General features: G+C 63.5%; 22 protein-coding genes. 9 read left to right on the forward strand and 13 right to left on the reverse strand.

The window, feature by feature from the left end; translation table 11 throughout:
- Positions 1-31 precede the first annotated feature (31 nt).
- Together AC0L3N_RS14880 and AC0L3N_RS14885 are read right to left on the reverse strand one after the other, a co-directional pair.
- Positions 32-979 carry a CHAD domain-containing protein gene (locus AC0L3N_RS14880; RefSeq protein ID WP_473548289.1) on the reverse strand — a complete coding sequence of 316 codons (948 nt, stop codon included), beginning with the start codon at positions 977-979 and terminating at the stop codon, positions 32-34.
- Positions 976-1,449: a CYTH domain-containing protein gene (locus AC0L3N_RS14885; protein WP_473548290.1), complete on the reverse strand. Its 474-nt coding sequence runs from the start codon at positions 1,447-1,449 to the stop codon at positions 976-978. Before AC0L3N_RS14885 ends, AC0L3N_RS14880 begins: the two co-directional genes overlap by 4 nt.
- Positions 1,450-1,538: 89 nt before the next feature.
- Between AC0L3N_RS14885 and AC0L3N_RS14890 the strand changes: the two genes are divergently transcribed.
- From AC0L3N_RS14890 to AC0L3N_RS14905, 4 genes are read left to right on the forward strand one after another with little or no spacing between them, the layout of a single operon-like run.
- Positions 1,539-2,222: a CerR family C-terminal domain-containing protein gene (locus tag AC0L3N_RS14890; protein ID WP_123146018.1), complete on the forward strand. Its 684-nt coding sequence runs from the start codon at positions 1,539-1,541 to the stop codon at positions 2,220-2,222.
- A complete protein-coding gene (locus AC0L3N_RS14895; protein ID WP_123146017.1) occupies positions 2,219-3,172 on the forward strand; it encodes an HlyD family secretion protein in 954 nt (317 codons plus the stop codon). The genes AC0L3N_RS14890 and AC0L3N_RS14895 overlap by 4 nt, the downstream gene beginning before the upstream one ends.
- Positions 3,169-4,089 (forward strand): ABC transporter ATP-binding protein, encoded by a 921-nt coding sequence (locus AC0L3N_RS14900; protein WP_123146016.1) that lies wholly within the window; start codon positions 3,169-3,171, stop codon positions 4,087-4,089. The genes AC0L3N_RS14895 and AC0L3N_RS14900 overlap by 4 nt, the downstream gene beginning before the upstream one ends.
- Positions 4,090-4,097: 8 nt before the next feature.
- On the forward strand, positions 4,098-5,234 hold the full coding sequence (locus AC0L3N_RS14905) for an ABC transporter permease (RefSeq protein WP_123147309.1): 1,137 nt from the start codon (positions 4,098-4,100) through the stop codon (positions 5,232-5,234).
- Positions 5,235-5,346: 112 nt separating this feature from the next.
- Here AC0L3N_RS14905 and AC0L3N_RS14910 read toward each other — a convergent pair whose 3' ends face one another.
- The 4 genes from AC0L3N_RS14910 to AC0L3N_RS14925 form a co-directional block, all read right to left on the reverse strand.
- A complete protein-coding gene (locus AC0L3N_RS14910) occupies positions 5,347-7,017 on the reverse strand; it encodes an FAD-dependent oxidoreductase (protein ID WP_473548291.1) in 1,671 nt (556 codons plus the stop codon).
- 131 nt (positions 7,018-7,148) lie between these two features.
- Positions 7,149-7,811: a glutathione S-transferase family protein gene (locus AC0L3N_RS14915; protein ID WP_473548292.1), complete on the reverse strand. Its 663-nt coding sequence runs from the start codon at positions 7,809-7,811 to the stop codon at positions 7,149-7,151.
- A 41-nt stretch (positions 7,812-7,852) separates the two neighbouring features.
- Entirely contained in the window at positions 7,853-8,830 is a 978-nt protein-coding gene (locus tag AC0L3N_RS14920; protein WP_473548293.1) for a threonine/serine dehydratase, read from the reverse strand.
- 233 nt (positions 8,831-9,063) lie between these two features.
- Positions 9,064-9,387: a hypothetical protein gene (locus AC0L3N_RS14925; protein ID WP_123146013.1), complete on the reverse strand. Its 324-nt coding sequence runs from the start codon at positions 9,385-9,387 to the stop codon at positions 9,064-9,066.
- 178 nt (positions 9,388-9,565) lie between these two features.
- On the opposite strand from AC0L3N_RS14925, the gene mbfA reads away from it, so the two are divergent.
- Positions 9,566-10,549: an iron exporter MbfA gene (gene mbfA, locus AC0L3N_RS14930; protein WP_473548294.1), complete on the forward strand. Its 984-nt coding sequence runs from the start codon at positions 9,566-9,568 to the stop codon at positions 10,547-10,549.
- A 6-nt stretch (positions 10,550-10,555) separates the two neighbouring features.
- Here mbfA and AC0L3N_RS14935 read toward each other — a convergent pair whose 3' ends face one another.
- The 3 genes from AC0L3N_RS14935 to AC0L3N_RS14945 form a co-directional block, all read right to left on the reverse strand.
- Entirely contained in the window at positions 10,556-10,900 is a 345-nt protein-coding gene (locus tag AC0L3N_RS14935) for an antibiotic biosynthesis monooxygenase family protein (RefSeq protein WP_473548295.1), read from the reverse strand.
- Positions 10,897-11,229, reverse strand: coding sequence for an NIPSNAP family protein (locus AC0L3N_RS14940; RefSeq protein WP_473548296.1), 333 nt, complete (start codon positions 11,227-11,229; stop codon positions 10,897-10,899). Before AC0L3N_RS14940 ends, AC0L3N_RS14935 begins: the two co-directional genes overlap by 4 nt.
- Positions 11,230-11,326: 97 nt before the next feature.
- Positions 11,327-11,554, reverse strand: a complete 228-nt coding sequence (locus AC0L3N_RS14945) for a DUF1127 domain-containing protein (protein ID WP_473548297.1) — start codon at positions 11,552-11,554, stop codon at positions 11,327-11,329.
- A 68-nt stretch (positions 11,555-11,622) separates the two neighbouring features.
- Here AC0L3N_RS14945 and AC0L3N_RS14950 point away from each other — a divergent pair, with 68 nt between their 5' ends.
- Positions 11,623-12,297: an ArsR/SmtB family transcription factor gene (locus AC0L3N_RS14950; RefSeq protein ID WP_473548298.1), complete on the forward strand. Its 675-nt coding sequence runs from the start codon at positions 11,623-11,625 to the stop codon at positions 12,295-12,297.
- 11 nt (positions 12,298-12,308) lie between these two features.
- Here the strand turns inward: AC0L3N_RS14950 and ligD are convergent, their stop codons facing one another.
- Positions 12,309-14,873, reverse strand: a complete 2,565-nt coding sequence (gene ligD / locus AC0L3N_RS14955) for a DNA ligase D (RefSeq protein ID WP_473548299.1) — start codon at positions 14,871-14,873, stop codon at positions 12,309-12,311.
- Positions 14,874-15,030: 157 nt separating this feature from the next.
- Positions 15,031-15,537, reverse strand: coding sequence for a YciE/YciF ferroxidase family protein (locus AC0L3N_RS14960; protein WP_027154740.1), 507 nt, complete (start codon positions 15,535-15,537; stop codon positions 15,031-15,033).
- Positions 15,538-15,945: 408 nt separating this feature from the next.
- On the opposite strand from AC0L3N_RS14960, the gene AC0L3N_RS14965 reads away from it, so the two are divergent.
- From AC0L3N_RS14965 to AC0L3N_RS14975, 3 genes are all read left to right on the forward strand, one after another.
- Positions 15,946-16,092 (forward strand): hypothetical protein, encoded by a 147-nt coding sequence (locus tag AC0L3N_RS14965; RefSeq protein WP_123146006.1) that lies wholly within the window; start codon positions 15,946-15,948, stop codon positions 16,090-16,092.
- A gap of 421 nt (positions 16,093-16,513) precedes the next feature.
- On the forward strand, positions 16,514-16,729 hold the full coding sequence (locus tag AC0L3N_RS14970; RefSeq protein ID WP_473548312.1) for a DCC1-like thiol-disulfide oxidoreductase family protein: 216 nt from the start codon (positions 16,514-16,516) through the stop codon (positions 16,727-16,729).
- A gap of 69 nt (positions 16,730-16,798) precedes the next feature.
- On the forward strand, positions 16,799-18,520 hold the full coding sequence (locus AC0L3N_RS14975; protein ID WP_473548300.1) for an SDR family oxidoreductase: 1,722 nt from the start codon (positions 16,799-16,801) through the stop codon (positions 18,518-18,520).
- On the opposite strand, the gene AC0L3N_RS14980 is transcribed toward AC0L3N_RS14975, so the two are convergent.
- Together AC0L3N_RS14980 and AC0L3N_RS14985 are read right to left on the reverse strand one after the other, a co-directional pair.
- Positions 18,439-18,816 carry a DUF1850 domain-containing protein gene (locus AC0L3N_RS14980; protein ID WP_123146004.1) on the reverse strand — a complete coding sequence of 126 codons (378 nt, stop codon included), beginning with the start codon at positions 18,814-18,816 and terminating at the stop codon, positions 18,439-18,441. The genes AC0L3N_RS14975 and AC0L3N_RS14980 overlap by 82 nt on opposite strands.
- Positions 18,813-20,903, reverse strand: a complete 2,091-nt coding sequence (locus AC0L3N_RS14985; RefSeq protein WP_473548301.1) for a TRAP transporter permease — start codon at positions 20,901-20,903, stop codon at positions 18,813-18,815. Before AC0L3N_RS14985 ends, AC0L3N_RS14980 begins: the two co-directional genes overlap by 4 nt.
- Between the last annotated feature and the right edge of the window lie 96 nt (positions 20,904-20,999).

The following is a 20,999-nucleotide window of genomic DNA, read 5'->3' on the forward strand; positions in this document are numbered from 1 at the left end:
TCTTGGGACGGATTCCGACGCAAGCACCGCGTCAGCCGGCGGCGCCGGGCGCGCTGGCGTCTTCGTGCGGCGCGGCGGCCGGGTCGGCGCGCGCCTTGCGCGCCAGCTTTTTTGTCGAGCGCCTGGGCCCATCGCCGAACAGATCGCCTGCCGCCGCGAGACAGGTCTTTTTCAGGCTTTTCTCCGAGCGCTTCAACAGCTTGCTCAGGAGCCGCGTTTCCTGAGGAGAGCCGAGCGGCCGCTCGCCGGCATCGAGAAGGTTGCGCAGGACGAATACATCATGCAGTTCGCCCAGCTTTTCGCCGAGTTCGTCGACCGCCTTGCGCCGGGCCTTGATCGGCGTCGGCCACAGCCTTCCAAGCAGCGACAGATGCATGCCGTGAGTCTTCGCCGCCTTGCGCAGATCGTGGAAATCGTCGGCATCACCGCGGGAGCCTGCCTTGTCCAGCGCCTTTCTGGCGCGACGCAGACTGATGCGGGCGCCTTCGGCAAGCACATCGGCGGCCTGTTCGGGCTGGTCGGGCAAGGCTAACGTATCGATGCGGCTGATGCCGTCCTCGCAAGCGGCAGTCGCGGCAGCTATCGCGGCGCCGAGGCCAGTTCCACCATGCAATTCGTGCTGGCGCGCCACCAGCGTGTCGCGAACGGCATCGAGACCGCCGCCAGCGCTTTGCTCGGGAAAGTTTTTTGCCAGCCGGTCGATGGTTTCAACCAGCGCGGTCGCCTCGCGCGGTTCGGCAAGCAGGGCAGCCACCTCTCGGTAGCATTGGTTCTCGGTACTGCAAAATGTCTCGTCTCCGGGGCGGACCAGGCGCAGCAAGGCACGTATCTTCTTCAGCCGCCTGCGGCATTTGTGCAGCGCCTCCTCCGGCCTGTCACGCGCCGCGTCCAGATGGACGAGCGCCTTGCCGATCTCCTCGGCGAGGATGCGCCTGACCTCGCCGGTTAACGGCAGGCGCGGATCGATGCGATAGCTCATGCGGCGATCTCCGGAACCCCCTCGATGGCGAGCGACGCGTTGTAGAACCTCTGCTCGCCGGTGACTTCGCGGCCGAGCCAATCTGGCAGCATTTCGTTCTGCACGTCCTCGGGCGTCTCAAGCTCGGCGACCACCAGACCGCTAAGCGTCCCGCCGAAGACATCGATTTCATAGAGATGGCCGCGATGCCTAACATGGTGGCGTGTCTTCTCGATGACACGTCCGATGGCGAAGGCCAGCATCTCTTCCGCCTCCGCCAGAGGGATCGGATACTCGAATTCGTCACGTTCGCGGGCCTTGCTGCCGAATTTGAGCGTCAGCTTTGCCGAGGCGCCATCGCTGATGCGCACGCGGACCGAGCGGTCGGGCGCGGCGGCGAGATAGAACTGGCGAATGCGGATGTCCGCCTCGACCAGATCCCGCCACTGCGCGCCGGAGACCAGGAACTTGCGCTCGATTTCCTTGACCATGGCTTCGCACTAAAGCGCGTGCGGCTGGAGATGGCAAGATGGAGATAGGCGGGATTGACTTTAATCATTCGATTGATTAAATACTTGGCATGAGCAAGCTAACAAACGCCAAAATTCCGCGCCGCGAGGCATCTCCCGCCGACATGACGCGCGCAGCACTTGTCCGCGCGGCGCTGACGCTGTTCGGACGGCAGGGTTTCGACGGCACCTCGACGCGCGAGATCGCGGCTGAGGCCAGGGCCAATATCGGCTCGATCGCCTATCATTTCGGCGGCAAGGAAGGACTTCGCGCGGCAGCGGCCGATTATATCGTCGACACCATCCAGGCCATTGCCGGCCAGGCGATCGGCGATCTGCAGGCGCCAAACGACCCTGAAGCGGCGCGGGCACAACTCTTCACCGCATTGGAGCGGATGGTGGCCTTCATCGTGGCTAGGCCGGAAGCCGGTGAAATCGTGCAGTTCGTCCTGCGTGAACTTTCGCATCCTACGGCGGCACTCGACCGCATCTATGACGGCGTGTTCGAGCCGACGCATCGCCGGCTCTGCCTGATCTGGGAGCAGGCAACTGGCGAGCCGGCCGAAAGCGAGGCTACCCGACTCACCGTGTTCACGCTAATCGGCCAGGTCGTCTATTTCCGCATCGGCCGCGAAGCGGTGATGCGCCGCATGGGCTGGCGAGGGATCGGCGATGCCGAGGCCACCAAGATTGCGGCGGCGGTGACGGATAATCTTGCGGCGATATTGGCCGCCCGGAAGGATCGTAGGTCATGAGTTTCCTCTGCTCTTTGCCGCTCGCCGCCCTGCTTTTCAGTGCCTGCGCACCGGCGCCGCCGCTCGCCGTCGGCTATGTCGAAGGCGACTATGTGCTGCTCGCGCCGATCGAGGTGGCGCAGGTAGAGACGATTTCGGTAAGGCGCGGCGACCGCGTCGCGCTCGGTACGCCTGTGGTGACGCTGGAAAGCGCCGACGCAAAAATAGCCGTCGCACAAGCCGAGGCGGCCCTTGCCCAGGCCCAGGCGCAACTTGCCGACCTGCAGGTCGGCAAACGGGCGGAAGAGATTGAGGTGCTCAAGGCGCAGGTCGACATGGCCAAGGCGCAGGCCGCCGACGCCAAACGCAGATACACCCGCGCCAGTGATCTGTTCAAACGCGGCACCGGCACCCAGGCCGATTTTGACACCGCCTCGGCCACGCTGGAGACAGCCAACGCGCAGCTCGGCCAGGCGGAGGCCAATCTCGCCGTCGGCGGCCTGCCGGCACGGCCCGAAACGATCAAGGCCGCCGAGAATCAGGTCAGCCAAGCGCAATCGACGCTGGAGCAAGCGCGATGGCGGCTGTCGAAGCGTGTGCTGGCGGCGCCGTCGCCCGGCCGCGTCAACGACGTGATCCGCAACCCGGGCGACACCGCCGGCCCGACCGCACCTGTCATTTCGATGCTGCCGGACGGCGCCGTGAAGCTCAGCGTCTATGTTCCGGAAAGTGCGTTCTCGTCGATAAAGGTCGGAACGCTGCTTAACGTCCATTGCGACGGCTGCGGGCCTGACGTGAAGGCGCGCGTCAGCTACGTGTCGCCGGACCCGGAATTCACGCCGCCGGTGATCTACTCGCTCGAGACCCGGCAGAAGCTGGTCTATCTGGTCGAGGCGCGGCCGGAGGGCGATGCCGGCGCGCTGCAACCGGGGCAGATCGTCGATGTCGATCTGGCGGATGTCGGCAAATGAACGCCATCGATGTCCATGGCCTGGTCAAGCGTTTTGGTGACAAGACCGTCGTCGACCATGTGACGATGACAGTGGCCGAGGGCGAGATCGTCGGCTTCCTCGGCCCGAACGGCTCGGGCAAGACGACGACCATCCGCATCATGTGCGGCCTGCTGACGCCGGACGAGGGCGAAGGCACGGTGCTCGGCTTCGACATCCGCACCGACAGCCTGAGGATCAAGCGCGAAGTCGGCTACATGACGCAGAAATTCTCGTTCTATGAGGATCTGACCATAGCCGAGAATCTCGAATTCGTGGCGCGGCTCTATGGGTTGAAGCCGCTTAACGAGCATGTCGGCAGGACGCTGGAGGATCTCGGCCTCACCTCGCGCAAGGACCAGCTGGCCGGTACGCTGTCCGGTGGCTGGAAGCAGCGGCTGGCACTGGCCGCCTGCATCATGCATCAGCCGAAATTGCTGCTGCTCGACGAGCCGACGGCGGGGGTCGATCCGAAAGCCAGGCGTGAATTCTGGGACGAGATCCATCGCCTGGCCAGCGGCGGGCTGACCGTGCTGGTCTCCACCCACTACATGGACGAGGCCGAGCGCTGCCACCGCATCAGCTACATCTCGTACGGCAAGATGCTGGCCTCCGGCACGGTCGACGAGGTGGTGAGGAATGCTGGGCTGACGACCTTCGTCGTGCAAGGCCCGCAGCTTGACCAGCTTGCTGCCGCACTCAGCGGCCGCCGCGGCGTCGACCAGGTGGCGCCGTTCGGCGCGACGCTGCATGTCGTCGGCTCCGACAAGAAAGCGCTTCAGGCAGCACTCGCCGACGTCGAGAAGGAGCACAGGGGCGTGACGGTGACGCCGGGCGAGACCAGCCTGGAGGATGTGTTCATCCAGTTCATGTCCGGTTCGAAGGACAATATGGGATGAAAAACGGGATAGACAGCGTCTTTTCCTTCGCCAGGCTCGGCGCGCTGCTGATCAAGGAGTTCATCCAGATGCGGCGCGACCGCATCACCTTCGCCATGATGCTGGGCGTGCCGCTGATGCAGCTGGTGCTGTTCGGCTATGCCATCAACAACGATCCGAAGAGCCTGCCGGCAGCCCTGGTGGCTATGAGCAGCGATCCTTACACGCGGGCCATGGTTTCGGCGCTGCAAACCACCGGCTATTACAGGTTCGACCGTGTCGTGCAAAGTGCCGCCGAGGCGGAATTCCTGATGGCGCGCGGCGATGTCGCCTTCGTCGTCACCATCCCCGCGGATTTTGCCCGGCGGGTCGAGCGCGGCTACCAGCCGCAGATCCTGATCGAAGCGGACGCGACCGACCCCGCCGTCGCCAGCGGCGCCATCTCGACGCTCGGCACTGTCGCCAACCAGGCGCTGCTCCGGGCACGCGGCATGCAGGAGACGGCCGCCGAAGCTGCCCGGGGCCAGCTCGAAGTGGTGGTGCACCGGCGCTACAATCCGGAAGGCATCTCGCAATACAACATCGTGCCCGGCCTGCTCGGCGTCATCCTGCAGATGACGATGGTGATGATGACCTCGATCGCGCTAACGCGCGAGACCGAGCGCGGCACGATGGAAAACCTTCTGGCGATGCCGTCCAGTCCGCTCGAGATCATGATGGGCAAGGTGCTGCCCTATCTGGTGGTCGGCGCGGTGCAAGTGGTGGTGGTGCTCGCGGCGGCGAAACTGCTGTTTGCCATTCCGTTCACCGGGTCGATGCCGCTGCTGCTGACGGCGGTCCTGATCTTCGTGCTGGCGCTGGTGCTGCTCGGCTATACCATTTCGACGATGGCGCGCACGCAGATGCAGGCGCTGCAACTCACCTTCTTCTTCTTCCTGCCGTCGATCATGCTGTCCGGTTTCATGTTCCCCTATCGCGGCATGCCAGGCTGGGCCCAGGCTTTCGGCGAGATCCTGCCGTTGACGCATTTCCTGCGCATCATCCGCGCGGTGATGCTGAAGGGCGCCGAACTGCCGGCGGTCGCGACGGAAATCGGCTGGCTCGTCATGTTCGTAGCGCTGTTTGCAGGCGTCGCACTGGTGCGGTTCCGCCGAACGCTGGACTAGGATCAAAACTCAGTCAGGCCGGCTGCCATCAATGGCCGACGCGTGGGACCATGCCGTTTGAAGTGGTCGGCGGAGCCGAGCACGGAGCATAAGCGGACGTTGCCGGCCCTGTCTAGCTTCGGCTGCGGTGGGCCTTTCCTTCATTCGCCAGATACTGGTGAACGAACGCGATCGCCATGCTGCCCTCTCCGACCGCTGACGCAACCCGCTTGACAGGACTCAAGCGTACGTCGCCGCAGGCAAAGACGCCGGGCGCACTGGTTTCGAGCAGATAGGGGTCGCGGTCGTGCGACCAGCCCCCGGCCTTCTTCACATCGTCCCCGGTCAGCACGTATCCGCGGGCATCGCGCACGACGTCGGCCGGCAACCACTCGGTCTCTGCGTTGGCGCCAATGAAAACGAAGAGCCCGCCGCAATCGTGCCGGCTCACCTCATTGCCGGCCTTGTCAAGAATGTCGATCGCCGTCAGGTGAGTCTCGCCGTGCACAGCCTGGACTTCGGACCGAAGCTGGACTTTTACGTTCGATTTCGCCCTGAGCTGCTCGATCAGGTAGTGAGACATGCTGTCTGCAAGCGCCGGGCCGCGCACGAGCAGTGTCACGCTGCGCGCATGGCCCGAAAAATGCAGCGCTGCCTGGCCGGCCGAGTTGCCGGCGCCGATCAGGAAGACGTCCAGTCCATGGGTGGTGCTTGCCTCGCTGCGCGCGGCTCCATAATAGACGCCCTTGCCAATAAGCCGGTCGAACCCGTCGATGGCGAGACGACGCCATGTCACGCCTGTCGCAAGAATGAGGCTGCGCGCCCGCACGGCATCGGTACCGTCGAGAAACAGCTGGTGCGTCGCCGGATCGATGCCGGCGACGGAGCGGGTGACCAGGATTTCGGCGCCCAGCCGCCTCGCCTGCTGCAGCGCGCGGCTGGCCAGTTCGTCGCCGGAGATTCCGCTGGGAAAGCCGAGATAGTTTTCGATCCGCGACGATGTCCCCGCCTGTCCGCCGGGCGCCTCGCGCTCGACGACGATGGTGCGCAGCCCCTCGGATGCGCCGTAGACCGCCGCGGCAAGGCCGGCCGGTCCGCCGCCAATGATCGCGACATCGTATTCGGCGCCGCGCGGGCGCGTCTGCAGCCCGAGGCGCATGGCAAGATCGCGCACGGCGGGACTTTCCATGATCTCTCCGTCCGCCAGCCGGGCAACGGGACCATCGAGAGCCGGCTTGCCCATGGCAGACCAGAAAGCCTCGGCATCTGAGGTGTCGGGCAACAGCCAGGTGAATGAGATCTGGTTGCGGGCCAGAAACCGGCGCAGATCACCGCACGCCGTGTCCCAGCGATGGCCGACCAATGTCACGCGCGGTTTCTGCGGCTCGGCAGTGACGCTCTGCAGCCCGCCCATCCGCTCGCGGGCAAGCGCGCTGACCTTCTGGGCGACGTCCTTTGAAACCGCGGCGATGGAGTAGTACTGCTGAACCTCGATCCGCATCACGCGGGACGGCTCAGTGGCGCGGTACCCGCCCGGAAAACCCGAGCCTAGGGCAATCGGCACCTCACCGAATATCGTTCCCGGCAGCCGCCAGCCGAGCGTCCGCTCGACGCCGTCGAAGGTTTTTACGACTTCGATCCTGCCGGCGAGAACCGCAAACAGCGCTGCCTCTCCGCCCTCGTGAACTGCGAACTCTCCAGGGCTGAGATGGAGGTCGGCCGCTGTCCGCGCCAGCCGCTCCAGTTCGGCCGGCGGCAAACCCGAAAACAACGGGATTGCTCGCACTTCATCAACTGTCAGCATGGTCCCTCGCGGGAGCCAGTTAGCGTTGTTTTCCCGTTTTGATCAACAGAAAAAGGGGGACTCTCGCCATGGCGGATAGGTCGTGAAACACCGCGCTTTGATAGCGCATCGGGTTGTGCCGATAGGCATGATCATTCGGATCGAGGTTCATGCGGGCTTCCCGGGACCGGCGGCAATTCAGGCGCTTCCAGTCCTTGGAAAGGATCGCGCCAGGCGTCGATTTCTTCAAGCTGACGATACCAGCGGCTGACAGAAGGATAATCATCGAGCGGCAATCCGGCGACATCGTTGAAGGGCAGAAACGTCGCCATTCGAAAGTCGGCATAGGAAACCGAATTTTCAACCAGCCATTCTCGCTCGGAAAGCTCGGCCTCAAGTGTTGCAGCGGCCGTGCGGAAGTCTCTCAACCCCTCCTCAACCCGGCCCTGATCGATCGGGCCGAGCCCATACCGCTGTTTGGTCCCGCGTTCGAAATGCACGACGTCGCAAGCTCTTGCGAAGTTCTCTTTCCCCCAACTGAGCCATCGGATCATCTCGGGTTCGTCATCGCCGGTGCGCCAGAGATCCGAATGCGCGTCGCGTGACAGCCGGCAGGCTATGGCATCGGTCTCCCAGAGGCTTTTTCCCGAGCCTACAAGTATGGGCAATGAAAGATTTGGATTCAGTGGGCGAAATCGCTCAGCCTGCCCCGGAGCGAAGGGGGAGGCGAATTTAAACTCGACCTTTGCGTCGAGATAACGTGCCACCGCGACCGCGAGGCGAGGATTGGGATTGCGGCTGAAGAACAGTTTCATTCCATGTCAGCCTTTTTGAATGGTGCTGGTTCGGTCGCCACCTAAGCCGCCGCCATGATCTCAGCGTAGGTGCCGAAATCGACATTGCCGCCGGACAGCACCACGGCAATGCATTTGCCTGATAGCTCGATCTCGCCTGATGACAGTGCGGCCAGCCCGACGCTGCCGCCGGGCTCGACCACCAGCTTGAGATGGGCCATGGCGTCACGCATAGCCTGTGCCGCGGCCTTGTCGGAGACGGCAATGCCGCCGGCGAGATTCCTGCGGTTGATCTCGAAGGTGATCGCGCCCGGCTCGGCGGTGAGGAGCGCGTCGCAGATCGAAGTGTGGCCGGGGTCGATCGAAACCCGGGCACCTCTGGCCAGTGAACGACAGGTGTCGTCGAAATGTTCGGGTTCCACCGCCCAGACGGCCGTGCCCGGCGAGGCATCCTTGACCGCAATCGAGATGCCGCTGCTCAAGCCGCCGCCGCCGCAGGGAATGACGACCGCGTCGAGGCTCACGCCGAGCGCTTTCGCTTGCGCCATCAGTTCGAGGCCGATCGTGCCCTGGCCGGCGATGATGGCCGGATCGTCGAAAGGTGGGACCAGGACCATACCGCGTTCGACGTACGGGCGAACCACCGTCATGCGGTCATCGCGGAAACGGTCGAACGGCACCACTTCCGCGCCCATTTTCCTGACATTGCCGACCTTCATCGCCGGCGCATCGGTGGGCATGGCGATGACCGCATTGACGCCAAACATCGCCGCCGAGGCGGCGACGCCTTGCGCGTGATTGCCCGACGAGAAGGCTACGACGCCACGGCTGCGCTCCTCATCGCTCAGCGACGACAGCTTGTTGTAGGCGCCGCGGAACTTGAACGAGCCGGTACGCTGCAGCGTCTCCGGCTTGAACAGGATCCTGGCGCCGAAGCGCTTGTTCAGCTCAGGCGATTCGATCAGCGGCGTTTCGACGATCAGGCCGGACAATCGCGCTGCTGCGGCGCGGATGTCGGCGATGCCGGGAAGGGTGGTCATGGCGAGGTCCTGCAGAAGTGAGATCGCCCATGGTGCACGGAAAATTAGGCCGCGCACCACTGGAAAAATGTGACCGTTACAATTCGTGGATTGCGAAAAGAGCGTGGTGCCTTCATCAGCGCCCCGACGTTTGGCCGAAGCCTCCCCAACTTCGTCATCCTAGGTCTGCGCTCCGCTTCGCGTTCGCTCCGCCCCAGGGTGACGAAGTCAGGAGATCTTCGCCCGGCCGCTTCTTACCCCAAAAGCGTCCTTTTCCGTTTGGCGCCGCCCATCTTGCGCCAGGTGTTGAAGCGATGGGTGGCGGCGGCGAAGGATATCTTCATCTGCTGGGCAACCGAATAGCGCGACTTGCCCTCGTCGAACATGCGGTAGCAACACTCGACGCCCTCCTCGGTCAGCTTGCCGTCGGGGGCCTTGTTGTGCGGGTTGGCCGGATCGAATTTTTCGACCTGCTGCTCGACCAGGCCTTTGAGGCGCTGCAAATCGGCCTCGATACCGGCGATCAGGTCGAGAACGGGTTTCGGGTCGAATGCATGCGTGGACTGTTTTGCCGGCATCTACGGATTCCTTTTTCTTGGCTTAGGTTCAGCTATATAGGTGAACATTCGCCAATAATTAAGGGGCAGAGAAGGATCCCCGGAGCTCCTAATTTTGGACGTTCGGCAGGCGGGCGCGATTGACCAATGGCGCGCCAAACCCTAGTTTAGAATAATTCTAAACTAGGGTGAATTTCTCATGCTTTCCCGTGTTTTCGGTTTTGGCCGCCGTCCTTTCGAGTCGCTCTCGGAGCAAGAGATCCTGGCGCTCGCCATTTCTTCCGAGGAAGACGACGGGCGTATCTATCGTGCCTATGCCGACGGGCTGGCGGATAGCTTTCCGCATTCGGCCAAAGTGTTCGAGGAGATGGCCGAGGAGGAGGACGGCCATCGCGACTCGCTGATCGAACTTCACCGCGAGCGTTTCGGCGAGCGCATTCCGCTGATCCGGCGCGAGCATGTGAGGGGCTATTACGATCGCAAGCCCGACTGGCTGGTCAGGCCACTCGGCATCGAGCATGTACGCAGCCAAGCCGAGGCGATGGAGCGGCAGGCGTACCTGTTCTACGTCGAGGCGGCGAAACGCACCAGCGACGCCTCGACACGAAAGCTGCTCGACGATCTGGCGGTGGCCGAACAGGGCCACGAGACGCTGGCGCAGCGGCTGGAGCAAAAGCATGTGCCGGGCGCGGTGAAGGACGAGGAAGAAGCGGCCGAGCAACGCCAGTTCATCCTGACCTATGTGCAGCCGGGCCTGGCCGGGCTGATGGACGGATCGGTGTCGACACTGGCGCCGATCTTCGCCGCCGCGTTTGCCACGCATGACACATTTCAGACCTTCCTGGTCGGGCTCGCCGCCTCGATCGGCGCCGGCATCTCGATGGGCTTCACCGAGGTCGCCTCCGACGACGGCAAGCTGTCGGGCCGCGGCTCGCCGGTAAAACGCGGCATCACCACGGGCGTCATGACCGCGCTGGGCGGTCTCGGTCACGCCTTGCCCTACCTCATTCCGTATTTCTGGACCGCGACAATTCTCGCGGCCGTGGTGGTGTTCTTCGAACTGTGGGCGATCGCCTTTGTGCAGAACCGTTATATGCAGACGCCGTTCTGGCGCGCCGCCTTCCAGGTGGTGCTGGGCGGCGGATTGGTGTTCGCGGCGGGCGTGCTGATCGGGAATGCTTAGAAAGCCCTACCCATGCAGCGCCCGGCTGTCCTCAGGCGCCTCTGCACGTTCGGTCAGGCCATAGTCGCGCACGACATGGGCGATGCGCAGACGATAGTCGGCAAAGATGCCGCCACGGCCGGTCTTCTGAGCCCGCCTATGTTCCCCCGTGTTGCGCCAGGCCTTCACCGCCTCCTCGTCTCGCCAGAACGACAGCGACAGGATGCGTGTCGGGTCGGTGAGGCTCTGGAAGCGTTCGATCGACACAAAACCATCGATGCCGTCGAGCAGCGGGCGCAGGTCGGCTGCCATGGCGAGATAGGCATCGCGCTTGCCCGCTGCCGGCTCGACCTCGAAGATGACGGCGATCATAGTTTCACCAGAGAGGAATGCGGCCCGGATGCGAGCTTCAGGAACATGCGATCTTCCTTGAGGATAAATTTTTCACGCCGCGCGAATTCGTAATTCGCCTTGCCGGCCGGGTCGGCGGCGAGCCTGGCACGGTAAGCTTCGTAAGCCGCCAGGTTGTCGATGTTGTAAGCGGCATAGGCGGTGGTGGCCGAGCCCTCATGCGGCGCAAAATAGCCGATCAGATCGGCGCCGCAGCGCGGGATCGCCTGACCCCAATTGCGGGCATACTCCTCGAATGCCGCCTTGCCGAACGGGTCGATCTCGTAGCGGATGAAGCAGGTGATGGTCATCTTTTGTCTCCTTGCTGAATTTGGTTTCTTGCGCCGACAGTTCGAGCGGTGTCGAAACGTTCTGTGGTTCTAGTGTGCTAGGCAATTTCCACGCTGGTCACGCTTGCCAGAAGGACTTCGCGCATTCGCGGCGAACGTCTTCTGGCGTCAGGCCAAGATCGCGCAAAAGATGCTCGTCAATCTCGGCGAGGTCGAGGCGCTGCAGATGGCGGTCGTACCACCGCGCCAGGAGCCGCAGATGCAACCGGTGTAAGATGATGAACGGAAACGGCCGACGGCCGAAGCGGCTGACAAGCACGGTGTGGGGAACGGTTCTTGCGGTCATCGTCGTCTCCTTGATTTCAGCGGAGGATAGTGGTTATCTGACGACAATGCTTCGATGAAGGACGAACTATGCGTGAAGGACCAGACATAGCCCGCATCGCCAGCCTGGTCGGCGATCCGGCGCGGGCAAACATGCTGACCGCGCTGATGGGTGGCACGGCACTGACAGCGAGCGAACTGGCGCTCGAGGCCGGCGTGTCGCTGCCGACCGCCAGCTCGCATCTGTCGAAACTGATGGAGGGTGGGCTGCTGACGCTGGCAAGCCAGGGGCGGCATCGCTACTACGGCCTCGCCGGGCCGCAGGTGGCCGGCATGATCGAGGCGATTACCGGCGTCGCCGCTGCGGTCGGGCCGCAGCGGGTGCGGCCGGGCCCGCGCGACGCCGCCATGCGCGTGGCGCGGGTCTGCTACGACCACCTCGCCGGCGAGCAGGCCGTGGCGATGCTCGACCGTCTTGTCGCTAGACAAGTGCTCCTGCGCCACGACAAGGAGATCCGGCTCGGGCCGTCGGCCGCCTCGCATTTCGCCGCCATCGGCATCGATGTCGCGAGCAAGGCGCGACGACCGGTGTGCCGGGCCTGCCTCGACTGGAGCGTGCGGCGCTCGCATCTGGCCGGCACGCTGGGTGCGGCCATTCTCGACAAGATTGTCGCCGAGAAATGGGCGCGACGCGAGAAAGACAGCCGCGCAGTGATCTTTTCGCCGATGGGCAAGCAGGCGTTCGAGACGGTGTTTCTCGGCTGAAAAGTAACTGATCAGCCGCGCTTGAGCGGCTTGCCCTGCTTGAAAAAATCTGCCCAGGGATCGGCTTTCGCCAACTGCTTCAGCGTCGTCTTGTCGCCGATCGGAAAGGCGTTCGGCGCCAACCCGGCCTCGATCTCCGCCCAGGTCGCCGGCATCGAGACCGTAGCGCCTTTCTTGGCGCGCGACGAATAGGGTGCCACCGTGGTCGAGCCGCGGCCATTGCGCAGATAGTCGACGAAGATCTTGCCGGTGCGCGCCTTCTTCGACAGCGTCGCTGTATACCGATCAGGGGCGGCCTGCTCGAGGGCGCGGGCGAAATCATGGGCGAAGTCCTTCACCTCATCCCAATCCGCCAACGGTTTCAGCGGCACGACGACATGGTAGCCCTTGCCGCCCGACGTCTTGACGAAATTCGGCAATGACAGCGCATCGAGCCGGCCGTGAATTTCGAGCGCCGCCGCGCGCACCGCTTTCACGTCGACGCCTTCGTCGGGATCGAGATCGAAGATGATCTGGTCCGGCTTATCCAGTTCGTCGATGGTGCAGCCCCAGATATGGATCTCGACCACGCCGAGCTGGACCAAGGCAGCGACGCCGTCGAAATCGCGGATGAACAGGATCTCCTCGCCGTCGGTCGGATCCTTCATCCTGGCGATCTTGTCATGCATGCCGGCCGAGGCATGTTTCTGAAAGAAGCGTTGGCCGCCGACGCCGTCCGGCGCCCGCACCAGGCTGAGCGGCCGATTGATGACGAATTGTTGCATGCGCGGCCAGACCAAAGCGTAGTGATCGAGCAGGCCCTGCTTCGATACCTTCTCCTGCGGCCACAGAAGCTTGTCCGGATGAGAAAGTTTTACGACGGTGTTTGCCGCCCCCGTGGATTTGACAGAGGCGGATATCTCGCCCTTGCCCCCAGCAGGCTTTGCCTTGGTGTCGGCAGGCTTTGCCTTGGTGTCGGCCCCGCCAGCGGGTGCCTTCGGTTTTTCCTCCACGACTTCCTCCGCCGGCTTGTCCTCGCGCAATCCCTGGAACGAGGCGTGGCGTATTATACGGTCGGACGTCCAGGTGCGGAACTCCACTTCGCCGACAAGTTCGGGCTTCACCCAAACCACTCCTTTGCCCAGCCCTTTGCCTCTCGGTACCGCCCTGTCGAAGGGCGAGGTTTTCGCCTTGAGCGCATCCAACTTTTTCTTCAGGTCGTTGGTACTCTGCATCGAAAAACCGGTGCCGACACGGCCGGCATAGTGCAGCTTGCCGCCCTCATGGTAGCCGACCAGCAAGGAGCGCAATCCGCGCCCGGTCTTCTCCGACGGCAGGTAGCCGCCGATGACGAACTCCTGGCGCAGCGTGCATTTCGACTTCACCCAGGACAAGCCGCGGCCGCTGCGATAGGGCGCGTCGGCGCGCTTGGAGACGATGCCTTCCAACCCCATGCGGCAGGCGTGCTCCAGCATGACCTTGCCCGGTTCGGCAAAATGGTCGCTGAAGCGGACTGCCGAATTGTCTGGCTGTTTGCCAAGCAAATCCTGCAAAGCCTGCTTGCGCTCGACCAGCGGCTCTTTGCGCAGGTCTTGGCCGTCGAGACGGATCAGGTCGAAGACGTAATAGAGAAAACGATCCGTGCGGCCGGCCGACAGGTCAGCCTGGAGCAGCGCGAAAGACGAGACGCCGCTGTCTGCCAGCACGACGATCTCGCCGTCAATGATGGCGTCGGTACATTTCAGACGCCCGAGTTCTGCAACAATCACGCCGCCGAATTTGCCCGTCCAGTCGAGGCCGGTGCGCGTCAACAGCCGCACCTTTGTGCCGGCAAGTTGCGCCTGCATGCGGTAGCCGTCGAATTTCACCTCATGCAGCCATTCCTTGCCGGGAGGGGCATCCCTCTGCAGTGTGGCGAGGCATGGTTCGATGAACTCGAGCTGCTTTGCCACCTTGGCCTTCGCCTTGCTGGTGGATCGTTTGCTCGAATGCCAGACCCTTGGCTTCTTGCCATCGGCGGTCTTGCCTTCGCCAACCTCCTCGATCGTCAGGCCCGACTTCACCGACTCGGGCGCCTCCTGCAAGATGTCCTCACCTGGCCGCGCGGCGGCATCGTCGGATTTGATCAGCAGCCAATTGTCGCGCGTTTTGCCCGGACGCGGCTTCAGCCGCACCAGATGCCAGAGACCGTTCAGCTTGTGGCCGTGCAATTCGAAGCTGATATGGCCCTTTTTCATCGCGTGGGCCGGATCGGTCTCCGGTTGCCATTTGCCTTCGTCCCAGACGATGACCGAGCCGCCGCCATATTCGCCCTTGGGAATGGTGCCTTCGAAGGACGCGTAGTCGATCGGGTGGTCCTCGACATGCACGGCGAACCGCTTTTCATGCGGATCGAGGCTCGGACCCCGGGTTATCGCCCAGCTCCACAGCACGCCGCCATGCTCCAGGCGAAGGTCGTAATGCAGTCGTGTCGCGGCGTGCTTGTGGACGACAAAGATGCCGCCGGCCTCACCTTTCCTGTTGCGAACGACCTTGCCGGCCGGCTCGGCGGTCTTCTTGAAATCGCGTTTGGCGTGATACTGCTCAAGGCTGGCCATCGCACGCGATCCTATGCCGGTTTGGTGTGGCGCCGATTTGCTGTGACGGCTTCGGCTTGGCGACGCCGTCACGAGGCCTTGAACGGATAGAAACAGTTCCGGCCCCGCGAAAAAGCGAGGCAAGCCGGGTTGCCCGGCTTTGCCTGGATCGAGACTGCTATTCGGCGGCCTGAAGGTTGACCTTGGCTTCCGCAATCTCGGTAAGCTTGCGGTCGGTCGCCTGCTCTTCCTTGATATTGTTGGCCAGGACATTGGCGCAGTCGGTGCGGCCAAGCTGCTTGGCCCAGGCGATCAACGTGCCGTAACGGGTTATTTCATAGTGCTCGACCGCCTGCGCGGATGCGATCAGGGCGGCGTCGAGAACGTCCTTGTCATCGATGTCGCCGCTGACTTCATCGGCTTCCTCGAGAATGCCGTCGATGGCCGGACAGTTGACCGTCTTGGCCTTCACGCCATGCAGTTCGAACACCTTCTCGACGCGCTCGATATGGCCCTTGGTCTGGCCGAGGTGCTTTTCAAGGCCGGCTTTCAGCTGCGGGTCGGTCGCCTTGTCGATCATCTTCGGCAGCGACTTCTCGATCTGTTTTTCGGCGTAATAGATGTCGCGCAGCGTGTGGACGAAGAGGTCGTCCAGCGTCTTGATGTCTTTCGAAAAGAAACCCATGGCTTTTGCCTTTCCATTGTTCTTGCTGGTTTGGGGTTCCGGCGGCGGTTTCGCTCGGAAGCCGCAGCCTGCTGGGCCGGGTGGGTCCCGGCTCTGGGCGTCAACGTCCGGCGTTCGGACGGGTTCCTGACTTTCCCCAAGCAAGCAAGGAAATTTCGCGGCGCTGGCCAAGGCTGAAACAGAAACGCGTCCGAGCGACATCCAAACGAAACATATGTGATGCAAAAGTCACATCGACCGAAATGTCGACGAACTGCATGGAAAGACCCCGAATCAGCCGCATTGCGGCCACGAACCAAGGCCTTTTCGACCAGATATTAACATCGTGTTCACCGACTATTCACGCCTAGACGCTATGATCTCCGCAATTCGGAAGGGACATCCGAAATCGGGACAGGGACAGGTAAAATGAGCTTCTTGACGCACCTCATCGGCTACGCTGCCGCCATCCGCGAATTTGTCGCGCCGACCTACCGGCCGGAGCGCTATTACATGCGCGGCCCTGGCCCCGCTTGCGCACGCCGCAGCCATACGCTCGGCATCAGCGCACACTGATGACGACCATGGAAAGCCGTCACGACAGCCGGATCTGCAGGCCGGCCGCCGATCACCGTGCGACGACCTATCGCGTGGAACGTCGTGCGCTCGCCGACAGGCGGCGTGCGACAACACCAAGGTTCTGAGATTCTAGGGACTTTGATCTCGCAGCCGGCAAGCTTAGTGTCGTTTGACACCAAGCAGCCGGGACTCGCGTGACCACCCAGCCAGACAATCCTCCTGAAAAACCCGCCTTCGATGCAAGCCAGCCGTTGATCGTGTTCGACGGCGTTTACGTGCTGTGCTCGGGCTTCGTGCGCATGGTGGTGGGGCTCGACGCAAAAGCCGCTTCCGCTTCGCCACGGCAGTCACCGCTCGGTGAAGCACTGTTTCGAAATACGGACTGCGGACGGACAGCTACGAGACCAATCTGGCCCTCATCGACGGCGCCGCCTTCACCCGCCTGGACAGGTTCGTTGCCGCCATGGCCGAACGGGGCTGGCGGTGGCGGGCGGCGAAGTCGTTGCTCCTGCTGCCGCGCCCGCTCCGCAACTGGCTCTACGATCGCATTGCCAAGAACCGTTACGCGCTGTTCGGCAGGAAAGCGAGTTGCGAGATCCCTTCCGCCGAGTTGGAGGGGCGGCTGATTGGCTAGGCGCCGAGCTCCAGCAGGTTTTCGCTTTGCCCGATATAGCGGGACCCTTAGCTTTTTGGGGGAGCCGCGATGAAGATCCTCATCGTCGGCGGCTATGGCAGCTTTGGCGGCCGGATCGTCGAATTGCTTGAGAACGAGCCGCGCCTGACCCTGATCGTCGCCGGGCGCTCGCTGGCCAGGGCCGATGCCTACTGCAAGAACCGCGATCGTGCCGTCGCCGGGATTGTTCCGGCGCTGTTCGATCGCGACGGCGATATCGTCGAGCAACTTTCACCGCTGCGGCCCGATATACTGATCGATGCCAGCGGCCCGTTCCAGGCCTATGGGGAGAGCCGATATCGCCTGATCGAGGCCTGCATCGACCAGGGGGTGAATTATCTCGATCTTGCCGACGGCTCGGATTTCGTTGCCGGCGTGTCTGCGTTCAACGATGCGGCGCGAACGGCTGGTCTTTTCGTGCTGTCCGGGGTGTCCAGTTTTCCGGTGCTGACGGCGGCGGCGGTGCGTCGGCTGTCTCTGGACATGGCGCGAGTCGACAGCATCCGCGGCGGCATCGCGCCGTCGCCCTTTGCCGGTGTCGGTGAAAATGTGATCCGCGCCATATCCGGCTATGCCGGCCAGCCAGTCAAGCTCGTGCGGAACGGTCGTTCAGCGCTAGGCCATCCGTTCACCGAACAGACGCGCTACACGATCGCACCGCCGGCCCGCCTGCCACTGAGAAATACGCTGTTCTCGCTGGTCGACGTTCCAGGCCTGCGCGCGCTGTCAGAGCTTTGGCCGGAAGCGAAAACCATCTGGATGGGAGCCGGGCCGCGCCCCGAAGTGCTTCACCGCGCCTTGATCGGGCTTGCCTGGCTGGTGCGCGCGCGAACAGTCCGCTCGCTTTCGCCGCTGGCCCCGCTCATGCAGTTGGCCACGAACCGGCTGCGCTGGGGCGAGCACCGCGGCGGCATATTCGTCGAGGTGGCGGGATCGGACCAGACGGGCGTGGCGGTCACACGATCGTGGCACCTGCTGGCGGAGGGCAATGACGGGCCGCTGATCCCGTCGATGGCGGTCGAGGCGCTTGTCCGCAAGGCGCTGCATGGACATGAGGCGCCGCCCGGCGCGCGGGCTGCCGTGCACGATTTGGAGCTTGAGGATTATGAGGCGCTGTTTGCCAGCAAGACGATCTACACAGGTTTCAGAAACGAACCCGTTGATTTGGACACACCGCTTTATGCCGCCTTGCTCGGCGACGCCTGGCTAAGTCTGCCGGACGAGATCCGCGCCATGCATGATGGCACGACGACAGCGGAAGGACGGGCGCGCGTCGAGCGCGGAGGTAATATCCTTGGCCGGCTAACCGCCTGGCTTGTCGGGTTTCCGAAGCCGTGCGCCGATATTCCCATCCGTGTCCGGTTTGAAACCGGCGAGGATGGCGAAACCTGGACCCGGACATTCGGCACGCACGGTTTTTCAAGCCGACAGTGCGCTGGCCGGGACCGGTCGCAGCGGCTGCTGTGCGAACGCTTCGGCCCGTTGACCTTCGCGATGGCGCTGGTCGCAGAAGATGGACGGCTGACGCTCACCCTGCGTCACTGGAGCATTTGGGGTCTGCCGCTGCCGCCGTGGCTGTGCCCGCGCTCGACATCCTACGAAACCGTGGAAGACGGCCGGTTTCGCTTCCATGTCGAGATTTCACATCGCTTCACTGGAATCATCGTCCGTTATCGCGGCTGGCTCGAACCTTCGCAGGGCTCCAGCACGGTCGCATCGCCTGCCGCCTTGGCGAGTTCGCGGCAGCCCTGAACCGTGCACAGGGTCCAGCCTTCACCCGTCGTGCCAGAGGCCGCGAGCACAAGGCGCCGCTGCGGCGCCATCTTGGGTTTATAGATCCACCAGCCGTCCCGCAGCACCGAGCCTTCCGGCGGTTCCATGCCGGCGCCCGAGCCCTTGATCCGTGCCTCGGCGATCAGCAAGCCGGACGGCATCACCTTCCAGTCTTCCTGCCAATGCGTCTTTTCCACCGAATGCGTCCAGGCGAGCGTGAAGGCGGCCACAGTGAGCGTCACCGTCTTGCCGGCGGCGAGGATACAGAGGCTCATGCCGTACTCGACGCCTGCCGCGCACGCCAGCAGTGCCAGCCGATCCAGATGAAAGAGAGCGCCCAGCCGGCTTCGTCGGTGAGCGGCAGTGCCGCAACCAGCAGCACGCCGGCGGCGAAGGTGACGAGACGTTCCCACCAGGCCATGCGCCGGGCGAGGAACCCGACGGCGGCAGCGCCCCACATGGCAATGCCCATACAGGCCTTGGCGACGACATAGGCGACCTCGACCGGATAGCCGAACTGGGCGGCGATCGGCCCGGGGTCCTGCAACATCAGCGCCGGGGTGTAGACCGCCATGAACGGCACGACGAAGCCGGCGACGGCAAGCTTGGTGGCCTGGATGCCGATCTTGAGGCCGCTCTCCTTGGCCATCGGCGCGGCGGCGAAAGCGGCCAGCGCCACCGGCGGTGTGAGGTCGGCCATGATGCCGAAATAGAAGACGAACATATGGCTGACCACCAGCGGCACGCCAAGCGACAGCAATGCCGGCCCGGCCAGCGACGAGGTGATGATGTAATTGGGGATCGTCGGGATGCCCATGCCGAGCACCAGGCAGGTCAGCATGGTCAGTACCAGCGACAGGAACAGATTGTTCTCGCCGATGGAGATGATCCAGCCGATGAAGGTGGAGGCGATGCCGGTGAGCGTCAAAGTGCCGATGACGATGCCGACGATGGCGCAGGCGATGCCGACCGGCAGCGCGTTCTTTGCTCCCTCGGCAAGCGAGTCTATGCATATCTGCAGCGTCTCGCGTCCGCCCCTGAATGTGACGCAGGCGACAATTAGCCCAGCGATCACAAAGCTGAGGATATTGACGCCGAACCTCATGAAAGAGGCGGCGGCAAGCCCGAGCGCCAGCCAGAAGACGATGCGGAACGCAAGCGGCCCGATCAGCGCCGCCAGCGGCGTGCCGAGGATGAGCACGATGGTCAGCGCCAGCCCCATGGTGCCGGCGAAGATCGGCGTATAGCCGGCAAACAGCAGATAGATAAGTGCGGCCAGCGGCAGCACCAGCGGCCAATGTCTTCTCACCGCGTCCCACGGATTGGGCAGGTCCGCCTTGGCCATGCCCTGCAGGCCGGCCTTGCCGGCCTCCAAGTAGACCTGCCAGAAGCAGGCGCCAAAATAGAGCAGCGCCGGGATTATCGCCGCCTTGACCACCTCGGCATAGGGAATGTTCAGTGTCTCAGCCATGATGAAGGCGACCGCGCCCATCACCGGCGGCATGATCTGGCCGCCCATCGAAGAGGTCGCCTCGACGGCGCCGGCGAAAGCCGAACGGAAACCGAAGCGCTTCATCAGCGGGATGGTGAACTGGCCGCTGGCCACCACATTGGCGACGCCGGAGCCGGAAATGGTACCCATCAGCGCCGAGGACAGAACGCAGACCTGGGCCGGGCCGCCGCGCCACGTGCCGACCAGGCCAAGGGCGAAATCGTTGAACAGTGCGATCATACCGGCGCGTTCGAGAAAGGCGGCGAAGACGACGAAGATGAAGATATAGGCGGCCGAGACGTAGACCGGCGTGCCGTATATGCCTTCGGTGCCAAAGGCGAAGGTGTCGATGAGCTGGGCGAAATCATAGCCGCGATGGATGAAGGGCGGCGGCAGATGATTGCCGAAGAAAGCGTAAGCGAGAAAGATCAAGGCGATCAGGGCAAGCGGCAGCCCCATCAGCCGCCGCGCAGCCTCGAAAACCAGCACGACCAGCACCGTGCCGACGATCAGGTCAGGCGTGGTGGGGAAGCCGGAGCGCCGGATGAGATCGGCATAGAACACCCAATTGTAGAGGCCGGTGGCGAAGCCGAGCACGCCGAGCGTCCAGAACGCTGCTTTCGCCGGTGTGCTTGTGGCGCGCAGATTGGCGATCAGGCCAAAGCCGAGCAGCAGCAAGAAGCCGACATGCATGGCGCGCACCACCTGGCTAGGCAAGTTGCCATAGGCGGCGATGTAGATCTGGAAGACGGAGAAGGCGATGGCGATGAGAAAGGCGGCCTTGCCGGCGATGCCTTCGCCGAAACCCGGCGGCAGGCCTTCGACCGGGGCTTCGGCGGTTGGGGAGAGAACGGTCGGGGTTTCGGTCATTGGCGGGGTTCCTGGCGGGCGCCCCTCCCCTCGAGGGGAGGGTGCCGAGCGAAGGGAGGCGGGTGGGGTCGGGTGAGGCCGCGCCCTGCTGCAACG

This window comes from Mesorhizobium sp. WSM4807 (assembly GCF_055811615.1).